Below are 24,476 nucleotides of genomic sequence, written 5' to 3' on the forward strand. Positions count from 1 at the left end.
TGCGGCACAGTGATCCCGTGCAAAAAGGCCGTTATTACAAATTAAACTTTGTTTTAGTTCAGCCTAAAGCGGGTGGCGTGTTTGAGTGTTCAAACTGCATTTTAAACCTGTTTAACAGAGTTTATTTATTTCGTCCTGATAAGTATGAGCACAGTGTTTCAAAAATTGAATCGGGTAAACGCGTGTTGTTGAGTTTTGCTTTGAATATTTAACCAAAGCTTATTATAGCTGGGCAAACTGACGAATTAAGTTATGGTAAACATTATGCAAATTGTCTAACTCTGTACGTGAGGTTTTATTCTCTTTGATCAAGGCTTGAATAGTTTGATCTAACTGGTAGAGATTTTGGCGAATAGTGGCGTCAGATATCATGCTCTGCATCCAGGTAATGGCGGCTATTCTCTGCCCTTGCGTAACTGCGGTAACTTTATGCAAGCTACTTGAAGGGTATACCACCGCGTAACCTGCCGGCAATTTGATTGACTGCTGACCGAATTCAGTAGAAATAATTAATTCGCCACCTTGATACTCTTCAGGCTCACTTAAAAATGTGGTCATTGACATATCACTGCGCAATACTTCTGAGCTATCAGGCATTCTCATAATTGCTGCATCTACATGATAACCATATTCTTGAGTTTCGCTAAAGCGATTAAAGCAAGGTGGGAATATTTTATTAGGTAAAGCGGCTGATACTATTTTTGGCGTTTCACCAATACGCGACAACAGCTGATTAGCTAATTGGCGCACATTGGTATCATTGGCATCAGCCTGATTGTTATTTTTTACCGAAGCCGCCATACCCATCGCCGTTTTACTACCGTCACCCCAAGGGGCGTTAGTAAGTTGTTGACGAAAAGCACTTACGTCTTCTTTAGATAATATTTTTTCTATAACAATCATAACTACACTTTACCTATTTAACTCAATTTATATATGTTTCTTACATGAGTTAAGGTTTATTTAAAACTCATATGTTGCCGTAAGTTTTGTGCTTGAAGCGCTACCTAAGTACATAAATGCACCCGAACGATAAGCGGCTGTAAAGTATTCTTCATTAAAAACGTTACCAATATTTAATCTAAAGGTTAAATCGTCGGTTGCGTAATAATTAGCAAACAAGTTAACAACTTGATAGCTTGGTACAACAATGCTGTATTGTTCGTTTTCGCTGTCGTAACCTGCGGCTGTATCAGGTTGGCCTGCATACATTTCACTTTGATAAGCGTAATCGCCGCCAACAACAAACGATTCATTAAGTTGATATCTTAACTGCAAATAAACACTTTTTTCAGCAAAGTTACTTAATGCTAAGCCAATGCTTTCATCGTTTATTGAGTCTAACACTTCAGAATCCATAGATGTAGCAGAGAACTGAACACTTAGGTTTTCAGTAATATCGCCTACAAAGCCAATTTCAATACCTTTTACTCTATTCTCACCGGTATTTAATGTTCCTAATGTTGCGTAGTCATCATCACCTACACTTTCCATTACATCATCTTTTGTAATTTGGAAAATCGACGCGCTGAACATAAAGTTATCGTCTAACAACATTAACTTAGTACCAAGCTCAATGTTTTCAACACGCTCTGGATCTGAATCAGGAACTTGTGTCGCACTACCACAAACACCGCCATAGCCACAGTTTGCGCCTAGGTCAGTTTCACCACCATTAATATTGGTTGCAGTACTGTAATTGGCATAAACATTAACGTCTTCTGAGAAATCATAGATTATGCCAAAGTTGCCATTGTACATAGTATCTGAGTATGCATAAAGTGCTGATGTACCACCACTTGTTGCTTCATTACTGTAGTCAAAGTTATCTAACCTTGCACCGTAAAAAATATCAAGTTTATCGGTTAAATGTACTGTGTCTAACATGTAAGCTGAAATAGTTTCAATATCTAGCACCGCATCGTTATCGCCACGGCTATATGTTCTACCCATTAATTGATCTAAGTTATCAAGCTGTTGGCCTTCAGCGTCGATAATACAATAACCAGGGCTATCACCACGTCGACCCGATGTTATACAGTTTGTAGGGTTTTCATAATTAATGTCATACACACCATTTTTAACGCTTTCATCAGTGTATTCAACACCAAAAACAAAGTTATGTTCTAAATCTAAAACGTTGGTATTCCAGAACAAGTTAAACTGTGTGCTAGCATAAGAAACGTCTTGATAACCTTGGTGCGTACTTAAACCTATAGTTGCTGCACCAGGCGCTACCGGATCACTATCTGCACGTGTAGTACCACTTGCGCCGGTAGTTATATAACCATTTTTTGTATCGCCAAAACGCGTAGCATTATAAAGGGTAACATTGTCGTTAATTTCATATTCTGTACGTAAGGTAAAGGTTTTTACTTCAGAAGTTAAAAAGTCTGACTCTTGTGAATAAACCGGGATATCTTTAACAGGTTTACGTGCATCACGGTCGAAATAACTACCTAAGTCAGGTACATCTTCTGCATCTAAATAATAGCCATCTGCAGTAATCGATAAGGCTTGTGTTGGAAGATAAACAGCAGAGATTTGTACGCCATTTCTTTCATTAGAAACGCCTTCACGGTCTGGCTTATCTTCATCAGAAATTAACGCATTCAATCTAACCGCACTGTTCTCTGTTAACGGTAAGTTATAATCGAGTGTTACGCGTTTATACTCATCAGTACCTATACCGGCATCAACACGACCAAAGTTATAATTTACAGAAGCTTTCTTAGTAATACTGTTAACAGCACCGCCTGAAGAGCCTCGACCTGCAAACGTTGAACTTGGCCCTTTGGTAATTTCAACACGCTCGGTAGCAAAGCTTTCTCGCGTGCTCATACCGGGATCTCTTAAACCATCAACAAAAACATCACTGCGCGCTTCATGACCACGAATAATATAACGATCACCAAAAGCGTTACCGTTTTCGCCTGTACCTAAAGTAATACCCGCTTGTGCTGAAAGTATATCTTTAAGATCAGTTTTACCGGCTTCAATAATTTGGTCTTGCGTTAAAACGGTGATCATTTGCGGCGTATCAACAAGTTCAGCAACACGACGAATATCGCCAGACTCATCATGTAAATAAACAGAGGTTTTAGCACCATGAACTTTAATTAATTCAATTGCTTCATCTGACTTATTAATTTCTTTAGATTCGCAAACAACAGCACTGTCTTTATCACAGTTTTCTACGTTGTTTGCTGCATATGCGTTTGTACCGCTAAATACCAATGCCGCCGCTACTGCTTGAGCACCCAATGTCATTTTATTTCTTTGTTGAAGTTTTTGTTGAGAGTTCATGTTTTTTATACTTTTATTGAGAGTCTTAATTAGTGAGAACAAGATACTAACTAACAATAAAGACTAATGCAAATGATAATCAATCTTATTTGCGTTAGTTTTTGAGCTTTTTATGATGAATGTTGTATAGCTACTTAACTTGCTCTTTTTATGTGCAATTTTATAAGCACTTATCGACAATCTTTAAAGAGTAGCTCATGGTTAGCAAGCTATACACCACTAACTAAGCGATAATGGTTAACGATACTCCATTCATATGAACTTCAATTAACGGACTATAATTACGCTTTAAGCTTGGCTGTGCTTTATTGGCGAATAGATAACGCACAAGAACCTATGGTTTTTACGGAAAGGTTTTATTTGCATAAAACATATCTAAACCTAGTGCTTTAGATGTTTTACATCGCTATTAAATGATATAAAACAATGTAAAATCATATAAAACAATAACTAACTTATCAGTTTAGCTTTATTAATTAACTCGGCTACTAAACACTAATTAGCCCAAAAGGACTTAACGTGAATATCAATACCGCAAAATCAGTGCTACAAAATACTTTCGGTTATGCTGATTTTCGCCATCAACAAGCAAACATTATTAATGAATTACTCAATGGCGCTGATGTATTCACCCTCATGCCAACAGGTGGCGGAAAATCATTGTGTTATCAAATTCCAGCAATAGTATTGCAAGGTGTTGGCATTGTGGTATCACCTCTTATTGCCTTGATGAAAGATCAAGTAGATGCTTTAAAATTACAAGGGGTAAAGGCTGAGTTTTTAAATTCATCACAAAATTATGAAGAGCAACGCCGCGTTGAGCAGCTTATTGTCTCGGGTAATATCGACTTAGTCTATGTTGCGCCAGAAAGGCTCTTAAGTGACTATTTTCTTTCACTGCTTGACCAAGCCCCTATCGCCTTATTTGCTTTTGACGAGGCACATTGTGTATCGCAGTGGGGACACGATTTTAGGCCTGAATATCAACAACTATCCATCATAAGTACTCGCTACCCTAACACGCCAAAAATTGCGTTAACCGCGACAGCAGATCTAAAAACCCGTGAAGAAATCGTACAGGTTTTAAACCTAGCTAATGCGAAAATTTTTGTGCATAGCTTTGACAGACCCAATATTCAATATCGTATTAGTGAACATAAAAACAGTAAAGAACAGCTTTTAAAGTTTATTAATAGCGAACACGAGAACGACGCCGGCATTGTCTATTGCCTGTCACGCAAATCTGTTGAAACAACCGCTCAGTGGTTATGCGAACAAGGAAAAACAGCGTTACCTTATCATGCAGGCTTAGCCACTGAAGTTAAAGATAATAACCAGCAACGTTTCCTCAGAGAAAACGGCATTATTATTGTCGCCACTATTGCTTTTGGTATGGGTATTGATAAACCCGATGTACGCTTTGTAGCGCATTTAAATTTACCTAAAAGCATAGAAGCTTATTATCAAGAAACAGGACGCGCGGGCCGAGATGGTATGCCAGCTAACACTTGGCTGGCCTATGGAATGCAAGATGTTATAAAACTAAAGCAAATGGCGAGTCAAAGTGATGGTAATGAACAGTTTAAGTTTATAACACAACGCAAAATAGACGCCCTACTGGGCTACTGTGAAGTTAGCTCATGTCGCAGACAAGTATTGTTAAATTACTTCGGTGAAACCTTAGCTGAGCCTTGTGGCAATTGTGATAATTGTTTAACGCCTCCAACAACTTGGGATGGCACCAGCGCGGCTCAAAAAGCGCTTTCTACGGTTTATAGAACCGGTCAACGATTTGGTGTGGGTCATCAAATTGATGTACTTACCGGGAAAGTAACCCCGAAAATTACCAGTTTCAAGCACGATCAACTCTCTACTTTTAATATAGGTAATGAACTTAAAGCCATGCAATGGCAAACGGTGTTTAGGCAACTCATTTCCATGGGATTTTTAGCGGTTGAAATGGATTATGGCGTATTAAAGCTCACCGAGAAAGCAAGGCCGCTATTAAAAGGTGAATGTAGCATTGAGCTTAAAGTACAAAAATATAAAAACACTAAACCGGCTCAAAACAAAAAACAAAGTATTGAGAATGATTTAACAACATCAGAATTGGCTAGTTTCGATAAGCTTAAGCAACAGAGAGCACTTTGGGCAAAAGAGCGAAACGTACCAGCCTATGTGGTTTTTCATGATGCCACATTAATAGATATTGCCCGAACAGCCCCTAAAACCTTGAGTCAGTTACTTGCCGTAAATGGGCTAGGTAAAACTAAACTTGAGCTATATGGAGATAAAATTATTTCGTTATTAAGCTAAATGTTAAGCTAAGATTTAATATAAGTTTTAACTTTATTTGAACTCAAGTGTTAACCTTATTTGAATTCAAGATTTAAATAAGGTTATCTTCTATATGACGCTATCAATTTGTCCTGGCGATGTAAGAAGGCTTAACAGGCTGATAATAAACGAGCAAATTAAAGCTACTAATAACCTATAATTCAATAACTTGCTATTGAACCGATAACAAAAAGAGTAAATGATTTATGCATTATTCTCAGCTATTTAAAAACACAGGCATTTATACCAGCCCAAGAATAAATTTAAAGATATCTCTGGCTTCATACTTTAAGAATTCTGCAGCCTTTATCTGTTTAATATTGTTAACCGCTTGCGGCGGAGGCTCTGAAGAAAGACCTTGCGCTCGCTCAGAAGATGCATGCCTTATAATTGATCCGCCTCCAGTTGAAATATGGTGGGATGCACTAATAACTGACTTCTCTGAAGATCCCGACAGACCAATCATTAGTTTACTTGGCGAAAAAACTATCATACTTGCACTCGGTGATAATTATATTGAAGCAGGCGCCACAGCAATTGATCAACAAGATGGTGATCTAACAGCAGCAATTGAGATTAATGGCCAAGTAAATAACGCAGAAATAGGTGATTACCTTGTTAGATATTCAGTAACCGACAGCTCGAGTAAGTTGGCGATAGAAAAAATCAGGATGGTTCGTGTAATTGGAAATACAGCAGAAAACTTTTCTCGTCGCCCTATCGGTAGCACCATTGCAAACTTCAGTTACCTAGAACACCTACCTGTTGATTATGGCCAAACAGCTATGCAACCCCCCTTAATGATCTATTTACATGGCGGCGGCGGAAATTTAGAGTTTACCGATACTACAGATCCAACACTCGCACTTGAAGCCGTGATTGATAATTACGGTATTCCAAAACTTATTGAAGATGGTCAATGGGATAGCACGTTACCATTTGTCGTATTAGCCCCACATTTAGGTTCGGTGCCAAGCGCAGGATACAAAGAAAGATTAGACGCTTTTGTTGAATATGCTATTCGTGCCTACGATATTGACAGTGCGAGAATATATTTAACAGGCTATAGTCAGGGCGGTTTTTTAAGTGCAGCTTACGCTAAAGATTTTCCTGAAAAAATTGCCGCAGTTGCTGCAGTGTCGCCTGCTTTTGCTGATGAAGTAGATCCTTTAGCAAATAATTTTTGCGATATTGAACGTGTGCCTTTATGGCTGTTCCACGCCACTAACGACGAAGTCATTCCTTTTAATAATACCATTAAGGTTTACCGTGCTATTTTAGATAATTGCCAAGCACTAACATTACCCAAGCTATCACTTGTTATTGGCGCAGAGCACGCTATTCATCATGCTGTATTCAATCTAGAAGCATTAGAGGGCGGATTTGCTCAAGCGGTTTATGACCCTAGATTTGACACTTATGGTATGAGTATTTATCAATGGTTACTTAGCCACAATCTAGAAAATAGATAAAATAACCGACAAAGTAATAGTAGGAGTAGTAAGAGGAGAAACTAAGCAGTTTAACTCATGTGGCTTGCCTCAAAAGTCTTGAGAATATCTCTTGCGCATGAGTAACTGTTTTAAGTTAAAAAGTTACTTATCCTCATTACTAGAAATTTTTATTACTTTAGGGCGATAAAGAAACCCAAGCACACCGCCAAAAAGGTGCTTATACATAGCTTGAATTTCTTCTTGGTTGATATTGCCGTTAAGGGTTAGCATTTCAAGCCGCTCTTCAGGCTCTTTAACAATGTAGCCTGAAGCACTAAAACCATTTTTTTGATAGAAGGCTTTGCGCTTTACTCTTTGTTGGTAGTTTGCCGAGTCTTGGGTAAGCTCTTCTATATTAAGTACAATTCTATTTCTGGCGAACTTTTCTTTCATTGCATCTATAACTTTGCTGCCATAGCCGTTAGAACGATAATCTGCAGAGATCGCAAAAAAGTGCACAAACACTATATCTTTGTACGCTGTGATATAAAGCAAGCCAATCCATAGGTTATTTTCATAAAGCACGCTAAAGCCTGGTTTGCCTTTTCTCATCATAAATTTGAGCATCCATGATGGAACATGTCTAACCGTAGTAAAGGCTTCTTTATAAAGCTCGATTACCTCAGCAAAGTTAGCATCAGATTTAGAGAGCGGCTTAAATTTAATGCTCATGATTTTCCTTCCACTGTTTTTTCATTCCAACTTAAATAACTAATGCTGAACCCGTGCTGATTTAATGCAGAGTTAATGCCCAATTACCATTATAGGTTCGATCATTAAAGGTTGAAGAAGAGCTCGACTGTACACTTCTATTAATTCTAACCAAGCGCGAACCTTGTACATGAAATTGTGAGGTAATTTCACTCTCTGCAGTCATAGAGAAAAAGATATATGCACTGCCCACTTAAACGAGTTTCAACAGGCACACCTTGCGCATTAATCAATACTTTATAACTACCTTTAAATTTATCGACATAACCGCGAGTTTTCTTATCATCAATAAAGCTCTCTAATGGTAATTCAAAATCTAGTACCCTGACTTGTTGACCCAAATATTCTATTTCGGTCTCGCCTCTTAATTTACCTTTGGCAATAGCATCTAAAATTTTCTGTGCCGATGAAAGTATTGGAATTAAAGATGATGCTGACAATATTTCTGCGCCATTTAACGCCGGTGTATCTGCATTTTCGTCAGCTAATTTAAGTTTGTTTTCTTGTGCTATTCGCACTAAAACATCTTTTGAATATCGAATATCTAAGCCTGCATTACTTTCAGAAAGTGTCGATTTTATCGCGCCTGTTTTTAGTTTTTTATCTTTACCTTCCCCCCTAGATTCTTCAAACGAAACGTTAAGGTCGCCTGAAATTGGATGACTACCATCGAGTTTAACCAAGGCTTGTTGTAAGTCTGACAAACTATCGGCCCGAACATTCTGAGTAAAAGTAATGGCTAACAAGGCTAAAAGTGATGCTTGAATATAATTAAATCTCATAAATTCCCTATTATTAATTTGGAGCAGCGTATTTAATTAATACTCAGTGTTTATACCTAAATCTGCCTAAACAATTCAACAACTATTGCTTCAACAAATGTTACTAAGTATTTCTTTTTATTTAAAATGCTTGTTTAATGGCTGAGCTTAATAAAGGTTGGAGTACCAAAGTCAGTGTATTGCACTTTAGAATAAAGCACATTTTATTACATTTGGTATAAGATCAAAAAAGCCCACATCAAGTGGGCTTTTACAGTAAAACTAATGTTTACATCATTTCAACAGCAATTGCGGTTGCTTCACCGCCACCTATACATAAAGATGCAAGACCTTTACTTAAACCACGGTTTTTCAAAGCGTGAATTAATGTCACCATAATGCGAGCGCCACTAGCGCCTAACGGGTGTCCTAATGCACAAGCACCGCCGTTAACGTTAACTTTGTTAACATCTAAATCTAATGCTTTAATACCTAACATAGTCACCATGGCAAACGCTTCGTTAATTTCAAACAAATCAACATCTGCAGTAGTCCAGTTTGCTTTCGCTAATACTTTTTTCATTGCGCCAACCGGTGCAACGGTAAACTCTGCAGGTTTTTGTGCATGCATAGCATGAGCAACAATTTTACATAAAGGCGTTAAACCACGCTTTTGAGCTTCTGATAATTTCATCATTACTAAAGCAGCAGCACCATCAGAAATAGAGCTTGAGTTAGCAGCGGTTATCGTGCCGTCTTTTTTAAATGCTGGTCGTAAGCTTGGTATTTTATCTGGGCGCGCATTACCTGGCTGCTCATCAATTTCGAATACTGAATCACCGCGACGCGACTTAATCGTTACTGGTGAAATTTCGTTAACAAATGCGCCATCAGCAATAGCGGTATTTGCTCGTTCAAGTGAGCGAATAGCGTAAGCATCCATTTCTTCACGCGTAAATGCAGACTCATCAGCAGTAGCTTGTGCGAAACACCCCATAGCAACGCCGTCGTAAGCATTTTCTAAACCGTCAGTCATCATATGATCAAGCACTTGACCATGACCCATTTTAATACCTGAACGACCATTAGGTAATAAATGTGGTGCGTTGGTCATACTTTCCATGCCGCCAGCAATAGCAACATCAATAGAACCAGCTAATAAGGCATCGTGTGCCTGCATGGCCGCTTTCATACCAGAGCCACAAACTTTGTTAATCGTTGTACAAGCTGTTGTTAAGTCTAATTCAGCTTCTAATGCTGCTTGACGCGCTGGCGCTTGTTTTAAACCTGCAGGTAAAACACAACCCATGATCACTTCATCAACCTGATCATTAGATAATTTAGCTCCATCCATAGCACCACGAATTGCAGTTGCACCTAATGTAGTAGCACTAACTGCTGATAAACCGCCCATAAAACCGCCCATAGGGGTACGTTTTGCAGCAACAATAACGATAGGATCTTGAGTAGACATAAGCTCTCCGACAAAGTGTTGTTCGATAAATATTGGTATTAATCGATAAAATTTGCCAACACTTTACCGCAAAACTTAGTTTACGCCAACGTAAACTTTGTGGTTCTTTAGTGTTAGCGCTATCTTAAATCGCTAATCCGACAAGCGTTCTTTACAACAGCACTTTTCGTTACTCATTAACATTGAATAAAAAAGTTAAGATTAGAAATCAAGCTTACACTTTACGTTAACGTAAACTTATTGTAAGGTGTCATACAGATAACAATTACAAATAACTTTGAGCAATAATAATGAGCGATATTACCCCTGTTACCTACTCTATAGGTGAGTTAGCCAGAGAGTTCGATATTACTACCCGTAGTATCCGTTTTTACGAAGATCAAGGGTTAATATTGCCAACGCGTAAAGGTCAAACAAGAATATACAACCAAAGAGACAGAGTTAGACTAAAGTTAATTCTACGCGGCAAACGCTTAGGGTTTTCATTAGCTGAAACAGGTCGATTATTCGAGCTTTACGATGCTGATAAATCCAGTGCTACGCAATTAAAAACAATTATGGATTTAATTTCAAACAAAAAAAATGATTTGAATCAACAGTTAGAAGATATTCAAGCCGTGTTAATCGAATTAACCGGTTTAGAAACTAACTGTCAAAAAGCGCTCGAGTCAATTGATAAATAACGAGCGATAAATTAATTACACCGTACGCCAATATAAAGCGTTAAACGATAAACACATATTAAAGGTACTACTATGATTTCTACTTTCTCATCAATGAATTTTAACCTCGGTGAAACCGTTGACATGATCCGCACTTCGGTTAACGCCTTTGCTCGTGACGAAATTGCCCCTCGTGCAGCACAAATAGACATCGATAACGAATTTCCAATGGATTTATGGCGCAAGTTTGGCGATTTAGGTTTATTAGGTATGACCGTTGATGAGCAATACGGTGGCTCTGGTTTAGGTTATTTAGAACACATGGTGGCAATGCAAGAAATTTCACGTGCTTCTGCCTCTGTAGGTTTAAGTTACGGCGCTATGTCTAACCTTTGTTTGAACCAATTAAACAAAAACGGTAGCCACGAGCAAAAAGAAAAATACTTACCAAAACTCTGTTCTGGTGAACATATTGGCGCATTGGCGATGTCTGAGCCTAATGCAGGTTCTGACGTAGTTAGCATGAAGCTTTCCGCTAAAAAACAAGGCGACAAGTACATTCTTAACGGCAACAAAATGTGGATCACCAATGGTCCTGACGCTAACGTATTTATTATCTATGCAAAAACAGATACTAACGCCGGCTCGAAAGGTATTACTGCCTTTATCGTTGAACGCGACTACCCAGGTTTTTCTCGTCATCAAAAATTAGACAAATTAGGTATGCGTGGCTCTAACACTTGTGAATTAGTGTTCCAAGATTGTGAAGTACCTGCAGAAAACATTTTAGGTGAAGAAGGCAAAGGCGTTCGCGTACTAATGTCTGGCTTAGATTACGAACGTTTAGTACTTACCGGTGGCCCATTAGGCATTATGGATGCTTGTATGGACCTAGTTGTACCTTACATTCATGACAGAAAGCAATTTGGCCAAGCCATTGGTGAGTTCCAATTAATTCAAGGCAAAATTGCCGACATGTACACACAAATGAATGCCGCTAAATCTTATGCTTATTTATGTGCCATGGCAGCTGATCGCGGTGAAACTACCCGTAAAGATGCTGCAGGTGTAATTTTATACTCTGCAGAACTTGCCACTAAAATGGCCTTAGATGCGATTCAGTTACTCGGTGGTAACGGTTACATCAATGAGTTTCCAGCGGGCCGTTTATTACGCGATGCTAAGTTATATGAAATTGGCGCAGGTACCTCAGAAATTCGTCGTATGCTAATTGGTCGCGAGTTATTTAACGAATCAGTTTAATTTAACTTTTTATGGCCAATGCGCGTGACTTTAATACGCACGCCATTGGCTTTAAAAGCTGATTTAAAAGAATGAAAACAAGCTAAACCAGTGACTATTGCTATTGAACGCTCATAAAGTTGAGCATCAAATTAAATGTAAATTTTAAACATTAGTGCATCGACAACAATATCAATATGCTCTGTTAAATAGAAACACGCTAACGAAGCACAAGATTAACAAAAAATAAGGTTATAACGTGGCTAAGATAATATCGAAAATTAATCCCCGCAGCCCTGAGTTCATCGAAAACGCTGCGCATATGCAAGTGCAAGTTGATGACTTAAAAGTCAAACTCGAAGAAATAAAGTTAGGTGGCGGTGAACGTAGCCGCGAACGTCATTTATCTCGTGGTAAATTATTACCTAGAGATCGTGTATACGCCCTACTTGACCCAGGCTCAGCCTTTCTTGAATTATCACAATTAGCCGCTTACCAAGTTTACGACGATAACGTCCCTGCTGCCGGCATTATTACAGGTATTGGCCGTGTTGGTGGCCAAGAATGTATTATTGTTGCCAACGATGCGACAGTAAAAGGCGGTACCTATTATCCGCTAACGGTTAAAAAGCATTTACGTGCCCAAACTATCGCACAAGAAAATAACTTACCTTGTATTTACTTGGTTGATTCAGGCGGCGCAAACCTGCCAAACCAAGACGATGTTTTTCCAGATAAAGAACATTTTGGTCGTATTTTCTTTAATCAAGCAAATATGTCAGCGCAAAGTATTCCGCAAATTGCTGTGGTTATGGGCTCATGTACCGCCGGTGGCGCTTATGTTCCAGCTATGGCTGATGAATCAATTATTGTTAAAGAACAAGGCACAATATTCCTTGCAGGTCCGCCGTTAGTCAAAGCGGCAACGGGTGAAGTAGTTAGTGCAGAAGACTTAGGCGGCGCAGATGTGCATTGTCGTACGTCAGGTGTTGCTGATCACATGGCACAAAATGATCACCACGCGTTAGAAATTGCCCGCAGTGCAATCGGTAATTTAAACCGTGTTAAACCTGTTCAAATGGCAATTAAAGAAGTGGTTGAACCGGCTTATGCCACCGAAGAAGTTTACGGTATTGTGCCAAAAGATGCTCGCCAACCTTTTGATGTGCGTGAAATTATCGCGCGCGTTGTTGATGGCAGCGAGTTTGACGAATTTAAAGCACTTTACGGCACCACCTTAGTTTGTGGTTTTGCTCGCATCTTCGGTTATCAAGTCGGCATTGTCGCCAATAATGGGATTTTATTTGGCGAATCAGCACAAAAAGGCGCTCACTTTATCGAGCTTTGTGCTCAACGAAAAATACCGTTAGTATTTTTACAAAACATCACTGGTTTCATGGTAGGTAAACAATATGAAGCCGGCGGTATTGCTAAGCATGGCGCGAAAATGGTTACTGCCGTTGCAACTGCCCAAGTACCTAAATTCACCATTTTAATTGGCGGTAGTTTTGGCGCAGGTAACTATGGCATGTGTGGTCGTGCTTACGATCCTCGTTTCTTATTTATGTGGCCAAACTCACGTATTTCAGTCATGGGCGGCGAACAGGCAGCTGGCGTATTAGCGCAAGTTAAACGTGACCAAAAAGCTAAACTTGGCGAACAATGGAGCGAGCAAGAAGAAGCGAGCTTCAAACAACCTATTATCGATACTTACGAGCATCAAGGCCACCCTTACTATGCTTCAGCCCGTTTATGGGATGACGGTGTTATCGATCCGGCTGATACGCGCCAAGTGCTTGGCTTAGCTATTTCTGCATCACTTAACAAAACCATTGAAGAGACCAAATTTGGTCTGTTTAGAATGTAGGGTAAATTGAATATGATTTCACATAGCAATATAAAAAGCCCTAGCGAACAAGTGTTATTTGCGGTTGATGATGCTGGCGTTGCCACCGTTACCTTAAATAACGCTGAAAAACACAATGCATTTGACGATAGTATTATCGCTGCACTCGACAACTTATTTACCGCCATAGCAAAATGCGATGACATCAACGTTATGGTGTTAGCATCATCAGGTAAAAGCTTTTCTGCCGGTGCAGATTTAGGCTGGATGAAGCGCATGGCAAGCTATTCTTATGACGAGAATTTGGCTGATGCTAATGCTCTTGCTCAAATGTTAAAAAGCTTAAATTTTTTACCGCAAACCACGATTGCAAAAGTACAAGGTGCGGCTTTTGGCGGCGCTGTTGGCCTTGCTAGTTGTTGCGATATTGTACTTGCTAGTAACAAAGCCAGCTTTTGTTTAAGTGAAGTAAAGCTTGGCTTAATTCCCGCCACCATTAGCCCTTATGTGGTGAATGCTATTGGCCAAAAAGCCAGTCGTCGTTATTTTCAAACAGCCGAACGTTTCTTTGCTGATAAAGCGCAACAACTTGGTTTGGTTGATGAAATATACCCGTTAGATGAATTAGATAACGCGGTCTCAACAATGGTAACAATCTTATTAACTAATGGCCCGTTAGCGGTTCGACAAGCAAAACAATTAGCGTTTGATGTGGCTTATCAAGACATTAACGAAACATTAATAAAAAACACCAGCGAACGCATAGCTGCTATTCGTGTGTCAACTGAAGGTCAAGAAGGCTTAACGGCTTTTTTTGAAAAACGCCAACCTACTTGGCAAATTGCTAACCAACATTCTGCAGAGCCAGCTACATCAACAAATAAAGGCGAAGGATAATATTCATGTTTACTAAAATACTAATTGCTAACCGTGGTGAAATCGCCTGTCGTGTTATTAAAACTGCCCGTAAAATGGGTATATTAACGGTTGCCGTTTATTCTGATGCCGATGCTGATTCTTTGCACGTAAATATGGCTGATGAAGCGGTTCATATTGGAGGCTCGCCATCTCGCGAAAGTTACTTATTATCTGAAAAAGTTATTGAAGCGGCAAAACGTACGGGCGCACAAGCAATACACCCAGGTTATGGTTTTCTTTCTGAAAATGCTGACTTTTGTCGCATGTGTGCTGCAGAAGGCATTACTTTTATTGGTCCTCCTGTTGCGGCTATTGAAGCGATGGGCTCAAAGTCTGCCGCTAAAAATATTATGGAAAAGGCACAAGTACCTTTAGTGCCAGGTTATCATGGCGACGACCAATCTGAAGCGGTTATTAAAAAAGCAGCCGACGACATGGGCTACCCGGTATTGCTTAAAGCAACTGCCGGTGGCGGTGGTAAAGGTATGCGCCAAGTATGGAGTGAAGACGAATTCTCTGAAGGTTTTGCAGCGGCAAAACGTGAAGCTAAATCTTCATTTGGCGACGATACCATGTTGGTTGAAAAATACTTAACACAACCACGCCACGTTGAAATTCAAGTGTTTTGTGATAATCATCAAAATGCGGTGTATTTATTTGAACGTGATTGTTCAGTACAGCGCCGTCATCAAAAAGTAATTGAAGAGGCTCCAGCCTTTAGCATGAGCGAAGAGCTACGTGCGCAAATGGGTGAGTCTGCAATAAAATCAGCTCAAGCCATTGGTTATCAAGGTGCAGGTACGGTTGAATTTTTACTTGATATTGACGGTTCATTCTACTTTATGGAAATGAACACTCGTTTGCAGGTAGAGCACCCCGTTACCGAATTAATTACTGGCCAAGATTTAGTTGAATGGCAATTACGTGTCGCCGCAGGTGAAGTGTTACCGAAAACTCAAGATCAGCTTAAAATTAATGGTCATGCTTTTGAAGCGCGTATATATGCTGAAGATCCAAACAACGACTTTTTACCCGCAACCGGCACCTTAGACTTTTTACAACCGCCTGTTGAAAGTGAGTTTGTGCGTGTAGATACTGGCGTGCGTCAAGGCGACGATGTTAGCGTATTTTACGACCCTATGATTGCCAAATTAATCGTATGGGACGAAAGCCGTGAAAAAGCTTTACAACGTATGGCAAAAGCCTTGTCGGAATACCGCATTAGTGGCGTAACCACCAATATTGATTTTCTCTATAATTTAGCTACTTGTGCTCCGTTTGTTAATGCCGATATAGATACCGGTTTTATCGAAAAAAACCAAGCGATTATTTTCCACGACAATGAGCAATCCCTAACCGGTGAATTGCCAATGGCTGCGCTTTATTTAGTGTTAGCACAAGCGCAACAAGCACAATTAAACGCCGCTAACACTAACGACCCATTTTCACCGTGGAATATGACTAATGCATGGCGCTTAAACGAAGCTAATATTCATCATATGGTATTAGCGCATAATGGTGTTGAATACCCAGTTGTTGTTGAACAAAAGCGACAAGGCAGTGGCAGTTATTACTTAATCACGGTTGATGGTAAAACACTTGATTGTCAGGGTCGCATTGAAAACGATACTTTGCATGCCAGCATAGATGGTTACCGCAGCCATGCAACCATCGCTAAAAATGCCAATCAAATTAGTCTGTATCGTCAAAATGGCGTGTTTAATTTCACCCATATTTTACCTGATTGTGGCGATAACACCGCTGATGATAGCCACGGCGGTTTAGTTGCGCCAATGAATGGCACCATGGTGTCGGTATTAATCAAAGCCGGCGACACGGTTAAAGCTGATCAACCCCTAATGATCATGGAAGCCATGAAAATGGAACACACCATTCGTGCGCCAAGTAACGGCACTGTTGACGCTATTTATTATAACGATGGCGATATGGTTGACGGTGGTGCTGAACTAGTTGCTTTTAGCGCCGAGGAAGCATAATGACAAGTATATTTACACCAACACCGCCGTCTTCAGTAAAAATAGTAGAAGTTGGCCCGCGCGATGGTCTGCAAAATGAAAAAGTGCAAATAAGCGCCGAAGATAAAATCGCGTTAATTGAACAATTAGCCAATGCAGGCGTTAGCTATATTGAAAGCGGTAGCTTTGTGTCACCTAAATGGGTACCACAAATGGCAACCTCTACTGATGTTTTCAACGGTATTAAGCGCAAAGCTGGTGTTACTTATGCGGCACTAACACCGAACATGAAAGGTTTTGAAGCTGCTGTAGCGGTTAATGCCAGCGAAGTCGCTATTTTCGGCGCAGCTTCTGAAGCCTTTAGTCAAAAAAACATTAATTGCTCAATTGAAGAAAGCTTACAACGCTTTGAACCTATTATGCAGGCAGCCAAAGCCGCTAACATTCCTGTACGTGGTTATGTTTCATGTGTCGTTGGATGCCCTTACGAAGGTGAAATTGCTCCAGAACAAGTGGCAAAAGTTGCCGAAAAGTTATACCAAATGGGCTGTTACGAAATATCACTTGGCGACACTATTGGCGTAGGCACGCCTGCCAGTGTAAGCAAAATGTTACAGGCGGTTAGTACTAAGGTACCGGTTGAAAAACTAGCCGTACACTTTCATGATACCTATGGCCAAGCGTTAACCAATATTTACAGTGCATTACAAGCTGGCGTTAAGGTAGTCGATAGTGCTATTGCAGGTCTTGGAGGATGTCCATATGCTAAGGGCGCATCAGGAAATGTTGCAACCGAAGATGTGGTTTATATGCTCAATGGTTTAGGCATAACCACTAATATTGATTTCGACAAACTGCTTAAAGCGGGTTGGTTTATTAGCGACAAACTAGGTAAAGCTCCGATATCTAAAGTTTCGGTGGCATATCGCGCAAAATAAGCATGCGATATAGCACCAGTTAATTGTACTAACGTAAATAACAATAATATTTTCGTTGGCTTGAAAGTAAAAAGACATTAATTTTTATTGAGGATCAAACAATGGCAGGATTTGACAAAGTAGTGTCAAGCTATGAAGAAGCAATGGAAGGTCTAGAAGACAACATGACCGTTATTGCAGGTGGTTTTGGATTATGTGGTATTCCTGAAAACCTCATTAGCGAAATAAAACGTAAAGGTACAAAAGGTTTAACCGTTGTTTCAAACAATTGCGGTGTTGACGATTTTGGTCTTGGTATTTTACTGCCTGATCGTCAAATCAAAAAAATCATTGCATCTTATGTTGGCGAAAACGCAGAATTTGAACGTCAAATGATGAATGGCGAACTTGACGTAGAATTAACTCCACAAGGTACATTAGCCGAAAAAATGCGTGCCGGTGGTGCTGGTATTCCTGCTTTCTTTACGGCAACAGGTTACGGAACACCAGTAGCTGAAGGTAAAGAAGAACGTGAATTCAACGGCAGACATTATATTTTAGAGCCAGCTATTACCGGTGACTTTGCGATAGTAAAAGCATGGAAAGCTGACCGTTACGGTAACTTAGTGTTTAGAAAAACTGCGCGCAACTTTAATCCTATGGCCGCAACGGCAGGTAAAATAACCGTAGTAGAAGTGGAAGAAATTGTTGAGCCGGGTGAATTAGACCCAGATCAAATCCACACACCGGGTATTTATGTAAACCGCTTAATTTTAGGTACATTCGAAAAACGCATTGAACAGCGCACTATTCGCAGTTAGTAAGGAGTAATTTATGGCTTTATCAAGAGAGCAACTAGCACAGCGAGTTGCACAAGAACTACAAGACGGCTATTACGTTAATTTAGGCATAGGCATTCCAACATTAGTGGCAAACTATGTGCCTGAAGGTATGGAAGTTATGCTGCAATCTGAAAATGGCTTGCTCGGCATGGGACAGTTCCCTACCGAAGACGAAATTGACGCTGACTTAATCAATGCAGGTAAACAAACCGTTACCATGGCAAAAGGCGCATCGATTTTTGATTCCGCCGAGTCATTCGCTATGATCCGTGGCGGCCATGTTGATTTAACCGTTTTAGGTGCATTTGAAGTTGATGTAAACGGTAATATTGCTTCTTACATGATACCGGGTAAATTAATTAAAGGTATGGGTGGCGCAATGGATTTAGTTGCCGGTGCAGACAATATTATTGTTACCATGACACACGCTTCAAAACACGGTGTATCTAAATTATTAACTAACTGTACTCTGCCATTAACCGGTAAAGGTTGTATTAAAAAAGTACTAACTGACCTTGCTTTTATCGAAATTAAAAATGGTAAATTTTATTTATTAGAACGTGCACCCGGTGTAACAGTTGAAGAAATCATTTCATTAACTGAAGGTGAGTTAGTCGTTGAAGGCGATGTGCCTGAGATGCAATTATAAAAACTTTAATTATAACTAAATCAATAATATAACTAGGGGCGCAGGCCCCTTTTTTATACCTTAAATTTTAACGAACCAATTAAAAACTCTACAAAACTCATACAAAAAATTACAGTTGGGTTGCAATTTCAGTATATTTTAGAGATACTAAGCATTGACAAAGAAAAGGCAAAACACGCGAAAACGTGTTACGCAAAACCACCGGTCTAAGGGTAAATATACTATTTATCTATGACAGCGGAGTTACCGTGTTATTAGGTACATCCTGTGGTTTTTTCTTTTACTAACTCTAATTAATTATTAAAAAGGTTATTAAAATGAAAAAATTATTACTAGTTACAACCATTACTGCTTTAACGATGACGTCTATTATTTCTGCCCCGAAAGCGCAAGCTGCTAACATTGCACAAAGTGTATGTGAGTATGTTGCTGCTGACGACAAAAAGCGTATGCGCTCATTCTTAAAGACGAATAAATTAAAAATTCGCAATATTTTTACTGGTATTCAGTGTAATGGCCAAAACTTGTTAGAATTCGCTGCTAATAAAGGTTCAGTTAAAACGGGTTCTTTGATGATTAGTAAATTACCAAAGAAAACAGTTACAGCTAACCTGGCACTTATTCAAAATGGATCGCAACCATTAATCGACGCTGCAAACGAACGCGTTAGCAGCTAGAAATTTATTTCCTGATAGACGTTAGACTGCTCAAAGTTGTATGTTTTATTAGTTAATAATTCTTGTGTCATTAAAAAGGCCAGCATTAGCTGGCCTTTTTTTCATCTACCAATCCTCAAATATTAATTACCGCTAGCAACACTAATGAAAACTGATTAAAATCACCTCAATGCTTTTTTCCTCAATAAAATCGGTTTCCTGAATGTCCAACAAACGCAGCTATATTGACAGTAATAATGCCTTAGTTTTAACCGGAGGCGGTGCGCGAGCTGCTTATCAAGTAGGTGTATTGTCTGCCATAGCTAAGTTTATGCCACGAAACCATGGAGTACCCTTTCCAATTATTTGTGGTACTTCTGCTGGTGCTATCAATTCAACCGCATTAGCTTGCTATGCTTCATGTTTTCAATTGGCGGTTAAAAAGTTGGAATGGGTTTGGAAGAACTTGGACCCATGCAGAATTTACCATACGGATCCGTTTCGTGTGTATAGCCACATTATTGGTGGTTTTTTAGGAGGCTTTCAGGCTGACTATGCAAATAAAAATGCCCGCAGCTTATTAAACAATGCCCCACTTAGGCAACTATTAGAGAACGTAGTAGATTTTAACCGCATCGACACAAATATTAGGCGCCGTTACCTTTCGGCGGTATCTGTAACAGCTTCAAGCTATACAAGCGGCGACTCTATTAGCTTCTTTCAATCTGAAGATTCCATTTCACCTTGGTTTAGATCTAAACGACGTGGCGAACCAACACAATTAAACAGCCAACATTTAATGGCATCTGCCGCCATTCCGCTGGTATTTCCCTCTGAAAAAGTAAGAAGACACCATTTAGGTGATGGCTCAGTGCATCAATTGTCGCCATTAAGCCCTGCTATTCATCTGGGCGCTGAAAAAATATTTATCGTTGGTGTAGAACAACCTAAAGAGCCTTTGCATGCGCAAGAGAATAACCCTCACCCACCAACAACAGCAGCTATTGCGGGCCATTTACTCGATTCAATATTTTCAGATACCTTGCAAAGTGATATAGAGCGAATGGAGCGCGTAAATCATACCTTATCTTTAATTCCAGATGAAAATAAAAAGAATACATCAGGTTTAAAGAATATTGAATCTTATGTAATAAACCCAAGCCATAACTTCAACAGAATTGCCGTAAAGTATTACGATAAACTACCGATGTCGATTCGCTTATTATTACGCGGCATTGGTATAAGCAATGATGCAGAATCAAGCTTACTTAGTTATTTATTATTTGAGAAAACCTACTGTAAAGAGTTAATCAACCTAGGCTTTAATGATGCACTAGAACAAGAAACTCAAATACGAGAATTTCTTAATATTTAGCTTTGTTGGAATAATAATTACCCAATCTTTCAATAAGTAAAATACTTTTATTAATTTAAATATTGGGTATGATATCCCATTTATATTTAATGCCCTTCTTGCACAAAACGTTCTGCGCGCTCTACTCTTCTAGGCTTACCACGTACAATTAAAGTGTCTTGTGGTAAAAGCACGGTCTCTACGTCAGGCTCTTCGCTTTCAATATTGTTACGTCTAAGCGCTATAACAAACACGCGACGTTCATCTAATTTTAACGCACTAATCGTTTTACCTACGGCGAAAGAGTCGTCAGTCAATATAATTGCATGAGCAAATTCTATGCGGTCAATCTTGTCGGGGCTCAGATCGGTATGCTCGCCCTGGAAGAAACCATGCAGGTGGTTGTAATGGTTTTTACGCTCTTTTTGAACGCGTCGAACAATACGTGAAAAAGGTACACCAGATAATGACAACACTTGTGAAACTAGCATTAAGCTTCCTTCTAAGCTCTCTGGTACTACCTCGTTTGCCCCTGCAGCATGTAATTCATCTAATTGATCGTCGTTTCGGGTGCGAACTAAAATAGGTACGTTTGGCGCTAATGAACGAACCTTTTGAATAACGTCGAGTGACTGTTTGTCTTCGCCAAAGGCAATAACCACCAGTTTAGCTTTTGATAGTTTCGCTGCATGTAATAGCTCTGCTTGTCGAGATGAGCCAAAAAGCACGTTTTCACCAGCTTCTCGCGCTTTTGTTGTTCGCAATGGGTCAATATCTATGGCAACAAAATCAATTGATTCTTGTTTTAAGAATCGACTCACTGTTTGTCCAATTCGACCAAAGCCACAGATAATAACGTGATCATGTAAAGAGGTATTTTGTGGCAACTCTTCTAACGCTTGAGTATCGATTTGCTTTTCTTTACTAAGCCATAGTGCCCATTTTCTGGCGTTGCTGATCATATATGGCGTTATTGCCATACTTAATACACCTGTGCCTAATAAAATTGAAGCTGTAGTAGCAGATAGCACTTCTACCTGACTCGCTAAAGCAATTAATACAAAGCCAAACTCACCCATTTGTGCCAACATAATACCGGCCGCCCAAGCATCTTTTGAAGATTCTCCTGCCCGTTTAGCCAGTAATACAACTACGGCTACTTTAACCAGCATAAAGCAAATTAATAACGAAATAATAATGAAAGGTGACGAGAAAACCACACCAATATTGAGTTTCATGCCAACGGTTACAAAAAACAAACCCAGTAGAATATCTCGATAAGGTCTAATATCGGCTTCAAGTTGATGTTTATATTGGCTTTCACCTAGCATCATACCGGCTAAAAATGCGCCTAAGGCCATTGAAAGACCAAACCACTGTGTTAACGCTGAGGCAACAAGTGTTACGAGTAAGGTGGTTAATACAAATAATTCGTCGGTTCTTACTTGTGCCACCAAATTAAATAATCTTGGTAGTAACCATTTACCGGCTAATAATAATAGTGAAACAACAAACACGCCTTTAACTAAGGCAAATAACAACGCCATAATAAAAGATGAGTCGCCACCCTGCGCTAATAACGGAATTACAATTAATAAAGGTACAACAGCTACATCTTGAAATAACAATACGGCTACAGAGAGTTGCCCTGATTTTTTCTTCATGCCGCCACTTTCACTTAACTGCCGTATTACGATAGCCGTTGAAGAGAGCGCTAAAATGCCACCTATGGTGATTGCCGCTGCAAAGCTTTGGCCAAAAAACATCGCGACAACCATAAATAGCACAAGTGAAATTATAACTTGCAAGCTACCTACTGTTACTACTAAGTGTCGCATGGCGAGTAGTTTGGGTAATGAAAACTCAAGCCCGAGGGTAAATAACAAAAACACGATGCCAAGTTCTGCGAAATGGTCGTAATCTACATGTTCATGCGCTAAAGCTAAGCCATGCTCACCCACCAAAACGCCGGCAACGAGGTAAGCTAAAATGGCTGGCAATTGTAAGCGACGAAATAACCACACTATCAGTACAGCACTAGACAATATGGCGAGTAATTCAAGATGACTTGTCACGTATATTCCTTACAAAACGATGAATAAATAAAGGCAGACTTTTGAGCTTTGTTGAAAAATATTTTTAATATCAGTGTAGCCTTCTAGCCCCCCTTTTGTCTAAGTTATTTCTATTTTATTTAGGAAAAAACACATAAAAACGTAGACTTAAGGTATTCAAATATAATTACTTCCCAGTTATTCGATCATCGAATTTCAGTGTTTTCTATTTAAATTAGTAAAATCTGTGGTTTTCTTTTTATTTAGGTACGGTTATTGCTTTAGTTAGCTCAGAAAGTTTAAACGTCAAAATTAGCTGGGAAAAATTTATGCGAACAGTCAATGTTGTTAATCACCCTAACTCAAAATTTAATGCTTTCACTTTGTTTCAACATAGTGAACAACAAAGCCAACGTAATTTGGCTTTGCTTGAGCAATTACAAACTACATTAGATGTAAACGAGCTGATCAACATATTTGCAATTGAGGCTGCTAAGTACCTTGATTTTACTGGCTTATATTTTAAACATGCAGATGTAAGCGCTACAGCAAGAGGTAGTCGACAAGCAAAATCTGAGCGACAATTTGAATTGAAACTTAACGGTCAATTCTTTGGCATTATTACTTATGCTGTGAATATGCCGATTAGTATTGCAAACTTTAAAGTATTAACTGAACTGCATGATTTATTGATTAACCCATTAAACAATGCCGTTCAATTCCATCAAGCTATGCAGTTAGCCATGCAAGATAGTTTAACCAAACTTGGAAATCGACGAAGTTTTGACGAACAAATAAAACGCACTATGGCTCAAGCGAGTCGCCGACATGCGCGAGCGGGACTCATTTTGTGTGATCTTAACAAGTTCAAGGCTATAAATGACACTTTTGGTCACGACATCGGCGACAATGTATTAATACAATTTGCCAAAGCATTACGTAAAAGCGTGCGAGATACAGATTCGGTATTTCGTTTTGGTGGTGACGAATTTGCGATTATAGTAGCGGATGCTTCAGAGCAGTCCTTAGCGGTTATAGAACATCGGGTTTACCTAGCAATGTCGAAAGATGCTTTGCTAGCAAAGTATAATGTTACCAGTAGCTTAGGCTTAGCTTTTATGAACAGAGCTGACAATGCTAGCAGCTTTTTTAAACGTGCAGATAAAGCATTATATTCTCAGAAGATGAATATGCCACGTAAGTTGAGTATTGTTTCTCAAAGTTAATTTGATTTGACTTAATTGGCGATAAGTAAAAAAAGTAAGGTTATATTGAACA

The 24,476-nt window shown here is 39.3% G+C and carries 20 protein-coding genes and 1 riboswitch; of the genes, 14 read left to right on the forward strand and 6 right to left on the reverse strand.

Features of this window, described 5'->3' with window-relative positions; genetic code table 11:
• The coding region (locus AC27H3_RS15730) for a 2OG-Fe(II) oxygenase (protein WP_487107656.1) at nucleotides 1-212 on the forward strand (212 nt) is incomplete at its 5' end.
• Nucleotides 213-222: 10 nt separating this feature from the next.
• Here AC27H3_RS15730 and AC27H3_RS15735 read toward each other — a convergent pair.
• On the reverse strand, nucleotides 223-903 hold the full coding sequence (locus tag AC27H3_RS15735) for a Fe2+-dependent dioxygenase (RefSeq protein ID WP_487107658.1): 681 nt from the start codon (nucleotides 901-903) through the stop codon (nucleotides 223-225).
• A 60-nt stretch (nucleotides 904-963) separates the two neighbouring features.
• Nucleotides 964-3,306, reverse strand: coding sequence for a TonB-dependent receptor (locus AC27H3_RS15740; RefSeq protein ID WP_487107659.1), 2,343 nt, complete (start codon nucleotides 3,304-3,306; stop codon nucleotides 964-966).
• Nucleotides 3,307-3,825: 519 nt separating this feature from the next.
• Between AC27H3_RS15740 and recQ the strand changes: the two genes are divergently transcribed.
• Together recQ and AC27H3_RS15750 are read left to right on the forward strand one after the other, a co-directional pair.
• Nucleotides 3,826-5,622 carry a DNA helicase RecQ gene (gene recQ, locus AC27H3_RS15745; protein WP_487107661.1) on the forward strand — a complete coding sequence of 599 codons (1,797 nt, stop codon included), beginning with the start codon at nucleotides 3,826-3,828 and terminating at the stop codon, nucleotides 5,620-5,622.
• 227 nt (nucleotides 5,623-5,849) lie between these two features.
• Nucleotides 5,850-7,115, forward strand: a complete 1,266-nt coding sequence (locus AC27H3_RS15750) for an alpha/beta fold hydrolase (protein WP_487107663.1) — start codon at nucleotides 5,850-5,852, stop codon at nucleotides 7,113-7,115.
• A gap of 123 nt (nucleotides 7,116-7,238) precedes the next feature.
• Here the strand turns inward: AC27H3_RS15750 and AC27H3_RS15755 are convergent, their stop codons facing one another.
• The 3 genes from AC27H3_RS15755 to AC27H3_RS15765 all read right to left on the reverse strand — a co-directional run bounded on the left by AC27H3_RS15755 (nucleotide 7,239) and on the right by AC27H3_RS15765 (nucleotide 10,082).
• The gene (locus AC27H3_RS15755) at nucleotides 7,239-7,808 is read right to left on the reverse strand and encodes a GNAT family N-acetyltransferase (RefSeq protein WP_487107664.1); all 570 of its coding nucleotides are present in this window, start codon (nucleotides 7,806-7,808) and stop codon (nucleotides 7,239-7,241) included.
• A 188-nt stretch (nucleotides 7,809-7,996) separates the two neighbouring features.
• Complete coding sequence (locus tag AC27H3_RS15760) at nucleotides 7,997-8,629, reverse strand: hypothetical protein (protein ID WP_487107666.1); 633 nt, start codon at nucleotides 8,627-8,629, stop codon at nucleotides 7,997-7,999.
• Nucleotides 8,630-8,897: 268 nt separating this feature from the next.
• Nucleotides 8,898-10,082, reverse strand: coding sequence for an acetyl-CoA C-acyltransferase (locus AC27H3_RS15765; RefSeq protein WP_487107668.1), 1,185 nt, complete (start codon nucleotides 10,080-10,082; stop codon nucleotides 8,898-8,900).
• 290 nt (nucleotides 10,083-10,372) lie between these two features.
• Between AC27H3_RS15765 and AC27H3_RS15770 the strand changes: the two genes are divergently transcribed.
• The 10 genes from AC27H3_RS15770 (at nucleotide 10,373) to AC27H3_RS15815 (ending at nucleotide 21,165) form a co-directional block, all read left to right on the forward strand.
• The gene (locus AC27H3_RS15770) at nucleotides 10,373-10,765 is read left to right on the forward strand and encodes a MerR family transcriptional regulator (RefSeq protein ID WP_085305238.1); all 393 of its coding nucleotides are present in this window, start codon (nucleotides 10,373-10,375) and stop codon (nucleotides 10,763-10,765) included.
• Nucleotides 10,766-10,837: 72 nt separating this feature from the next.
• A complete protein-coding gene (locus AC27H3_RS15775; protein ID WP_487107670.1) occupies nucleotides 10,838-12,007 on the forward strand; it encodes an isovaleryl-CoA dehydrogenase in 1,170 nt (389 codons plus the stop codon).
• Nucleotides 12,008-12,245: 238 nt separating this feature from the next.
• Complete coding sequence (locus tag AC27H3_RS15780; RefSeq protein WP_487107672.1) at nucleotides 12,246-13,853, forward strand: carboxyl transferase domain-containing protein; 1,608 nt, start codon at nucleotides 12,246-12,248, stop codon at nucleotides 13,851-13,853.
• A gap of 12 nt (nucleotides 13,854-13,865) precedes the next feature.
• Nucleotides 13,866-14,729 carry an enoyl-CoA hydratase/isomerase family protein gene (locus AC27H3_RS15785; RefSeq protein WP_487107674.1) on the forward strand — a complete coding sequence of 288 codons (864 nt, stop codon included), beginning with the start codon at nucleotides 13,866-13,868 and terminating at the stop codon, nucleotides 14,727-14,729.
• Nucleotides 14,730-14,734: 5 nt separating this feature from the next.
• Nucleotides 14,735-16,747, forward strand: a complete 2,013-nt coding sequence (locus AC27H3_RS15790; protein WP_487107676.1) for an acetyl/propionyl/methylcrotonyl-CoA carboxylase subunit alpha — start codon at nucleotides 14,735-14,737, stop codon at nucleotides 16,745-16,747.
• Nucleotides 16,747-17,664 (forward strand): hydroxymethylglutaryl-CoA lyase, encoded by a 918-nt coding sequence (locus AC27H3_RS15795; protein WP_487107678.1) that lies wholly within the window; start codon nucleotides 16,747-16,749, stop codon nucleotides 17,662-17,664. The genes AC27H3_RS15790 and AC27H3_RS15795 overlap by 1 nt, the downstream gene beginning before the upstream one ends.
• A gap of 101 nt (nucleotides 17,665-17,765) precedes the next feature.
• The gene (locus AC27H3_RS15800) at nucleotides 17,766-18,464 is read left to right on the forward strand and encodes a CoA transferase subunit A (protein ID WP_487107680.1); all 699 of its coding nucleotides are present in this window, start codon (nucleotides 17,766-17,768) and stop codon (nucleotides 18,462-18,464) included.
• A 13-nt stretch (nucleotides 18,465-18,477) separates the two neighbouring features.
• Nucleotides 18,478-19,134 carry a 3-oxoacid CoA-transferase subunit B gene (locus AC27H3_RS15805; RefSeq protein WP_487107682.1) on the forward strand — a complete coding sequence of 219 codons (657 nt, stop codon included), beginning with the start codon at nucleotides 18,478-18,480 and terminating at the stop codon, nucleotides 19,132-19,134.
• Between the two features lie 157 nt (nucleotides 19,135-19,291).
• Nucleotides 19,292-19,385, forward strand: a riboswitch (cyclic di-GMP riboswitch).
• Between the two features lie 66 nt (nucleotides 19,386-19,451).
• Nucleotides 19,452-19,811 (forward strand): DUF3718 domain-containing protein, encoded by a 360-nt coding sequence (locus AC27H3_RS15810; RefSeq protein ID WP_101685966.1) that lies wholly within the window; start codon nucleotides 19,452-19,454, stop codon nucleotides 19,809-19,811.
• A gap of 202 nt (nucleotides 19,812-20,013) precedes the next feature.
• Nucleotides 20,014-21,165: a patatin-like phospholipase family protein gene (locus AC27H3_RS15815; RefSeq protein ID WP_487107684.1), complete on the forward strand. Its 1,152-nt coding sequence runs from the start codon at nucleotides 20,014-20,016 to the stop codon at nucleotides 21,163-21,165.
• Nucleotides 21,166-21,251: 86 nt separating this feature from the next.
• Here the strand turns inward: AC27H3_RS15815 and AC27H3_RS15820 are convergent, their stop codons facing one another.
• The gene (locus tag AC27H3_RS15820; protein ID WP_487107686.1) at nucleotides 21,252-23,219 is read right to left on the reverse strand and encodes a monovalent cation:proton antiporter family protein; all 1,968 of its coding nucleotides are present in this window, start codon (nucleotides 23,217-23,219) and stop codon (nucleotides 21,252-21,254) included.
• Nucleotides 23,220-23,527: 308 nt separating this feature from the next.
• Here AC27H3_RS15820 and AC27H3_RS15825 point away from each other — a divergent pair, with 308 nt between their 5' ends.
• Nucleotides 23,528-24,424, forward strand: coding sequence for a GGDEF domain-containing protein (locus AC27H3_RS15825; RefSeq protein ID WP_487107688.1), 897 nt, complete (start codon nucleotides 23,528-23,530; stop codon nucleotides 24,422-24,424).
• Nucleotides 24,425-24,476 lie beyond the last annotated feature (52 nt).

The organism is Colwellia sp. NW0002-52-1, from assembly GCF_057550865.1.

Bases quoted from the DNA above. Each gene is read 5' to 3' on its own strand.
- AC27H3_RS15735 (WP_487107658.1), bottom strand. From the start codon at position 903: ATGATTGTTATAGAAAAAATATTATCTAAAGAAGACGTAAGTGCTTTT.
- AC27H3_RS15740 (WP_487107659.1), bottom strand. From the start codon at position 3,306: ATGAACTCTCAACAAAAACTTCAACAAAGAAATAAAATGACATTGGGT.
- AC27H3_RS15750 (WP_487107663.1), top strand. From the start codon at position 5,850: ATGCATTATTCTCAGCTATTTAAAAACACAGGCATTTATACCAGCCCA.
- AC27H3_RS15755 (WP_487107664.1), bottom strand. From the start codon at position 7,808: ATGAGCATTAAATTTAAGCCGCTCTCTAAATCTGATGCTAACTTTGCT.
- AC27H3_RS15760 (WP_487107666.1), bottom strand. From the start codon at position 8,629: ATGAGATTTAATTATATTCAAGCATCACTTTTAGCCTTGTTAGCCATT.
- AC27H3_RS15765 (WP_487107668.1), bottom strand. From the start codon at position 10,082: ATGTCTACTCAAGATCCTATCGTTATTGTTGCTGCAAAACGTACCCCT.
- AC27H3_RS15770 (WP_085305238.1), top strand. From the start codon at position 10,373: ATGAGCGATATTACCCCTGTTACCTACTCTATAGGTGAGTTAGCCAGA.
- AC27H3_RS15775 (WP_487107670.1), top strand. From the start codon at position 10,838: ATGATTTCTACTTTCTCATCAATGAATTTTAACCTCGGTGAAACCGTT.
- AC27H3_RS15785 (WP_487107674.1), top strand. From the start codon at position 13,866: ATGATTTCACATAGCAATATAAAAAGCCCTAGCGAACAAGTGTTATTT.
- AC27H3_RS15790 (WP_487107676.1), top strand. From the start codon at position 14,735: ATGTTTACTAAAATACTAATTGCTAACCGTGGTGAAATCGCCTGTCGT.
- AC27H3_RS15795 (WP_487107678.1), top strand. From the start codon at position 16,747: ATGACAAGTATATTTACACCAACACCGCCGTCTTCAGTAAAAATAGTA.
- AC27H3_RS15800 (WP_487107680.1), top strand. From the start codon at position 17,766: ATGGCAGGATTTGACAAAGTAGTGTCAAGCTATGAAGAAGCAATGGAA.
- AC27H3_RS15805 (WP_487107682.1), top strand. From the start codon at position 18,478: ATGGCTTTATCAAGAGAGCAACTAGCACAGCGAGTTGCACAAGAACTA.
- AC27H3_RS15810 (WP_101685966.1), top strand. From the start codon at position 19,452: ATGAAAAAATTATTACTAGTTACAACCATTACTGCTTTAACGATGACG.
- AC27H3_RS15815 (WP_487107684.1), top strand. From the start codon at position 20,014: ATGTCCAACAAACGCAGCTATATTGACAGTAATAATGCCTTAGTTTTA.
- AC27H3_RS15825 (WP_487107688.1), top strand. From the start codon at position 23,528: ATGCGAACAGTCAATGTTGTTAATCACCCTAACTCAAAATTTAATGCT.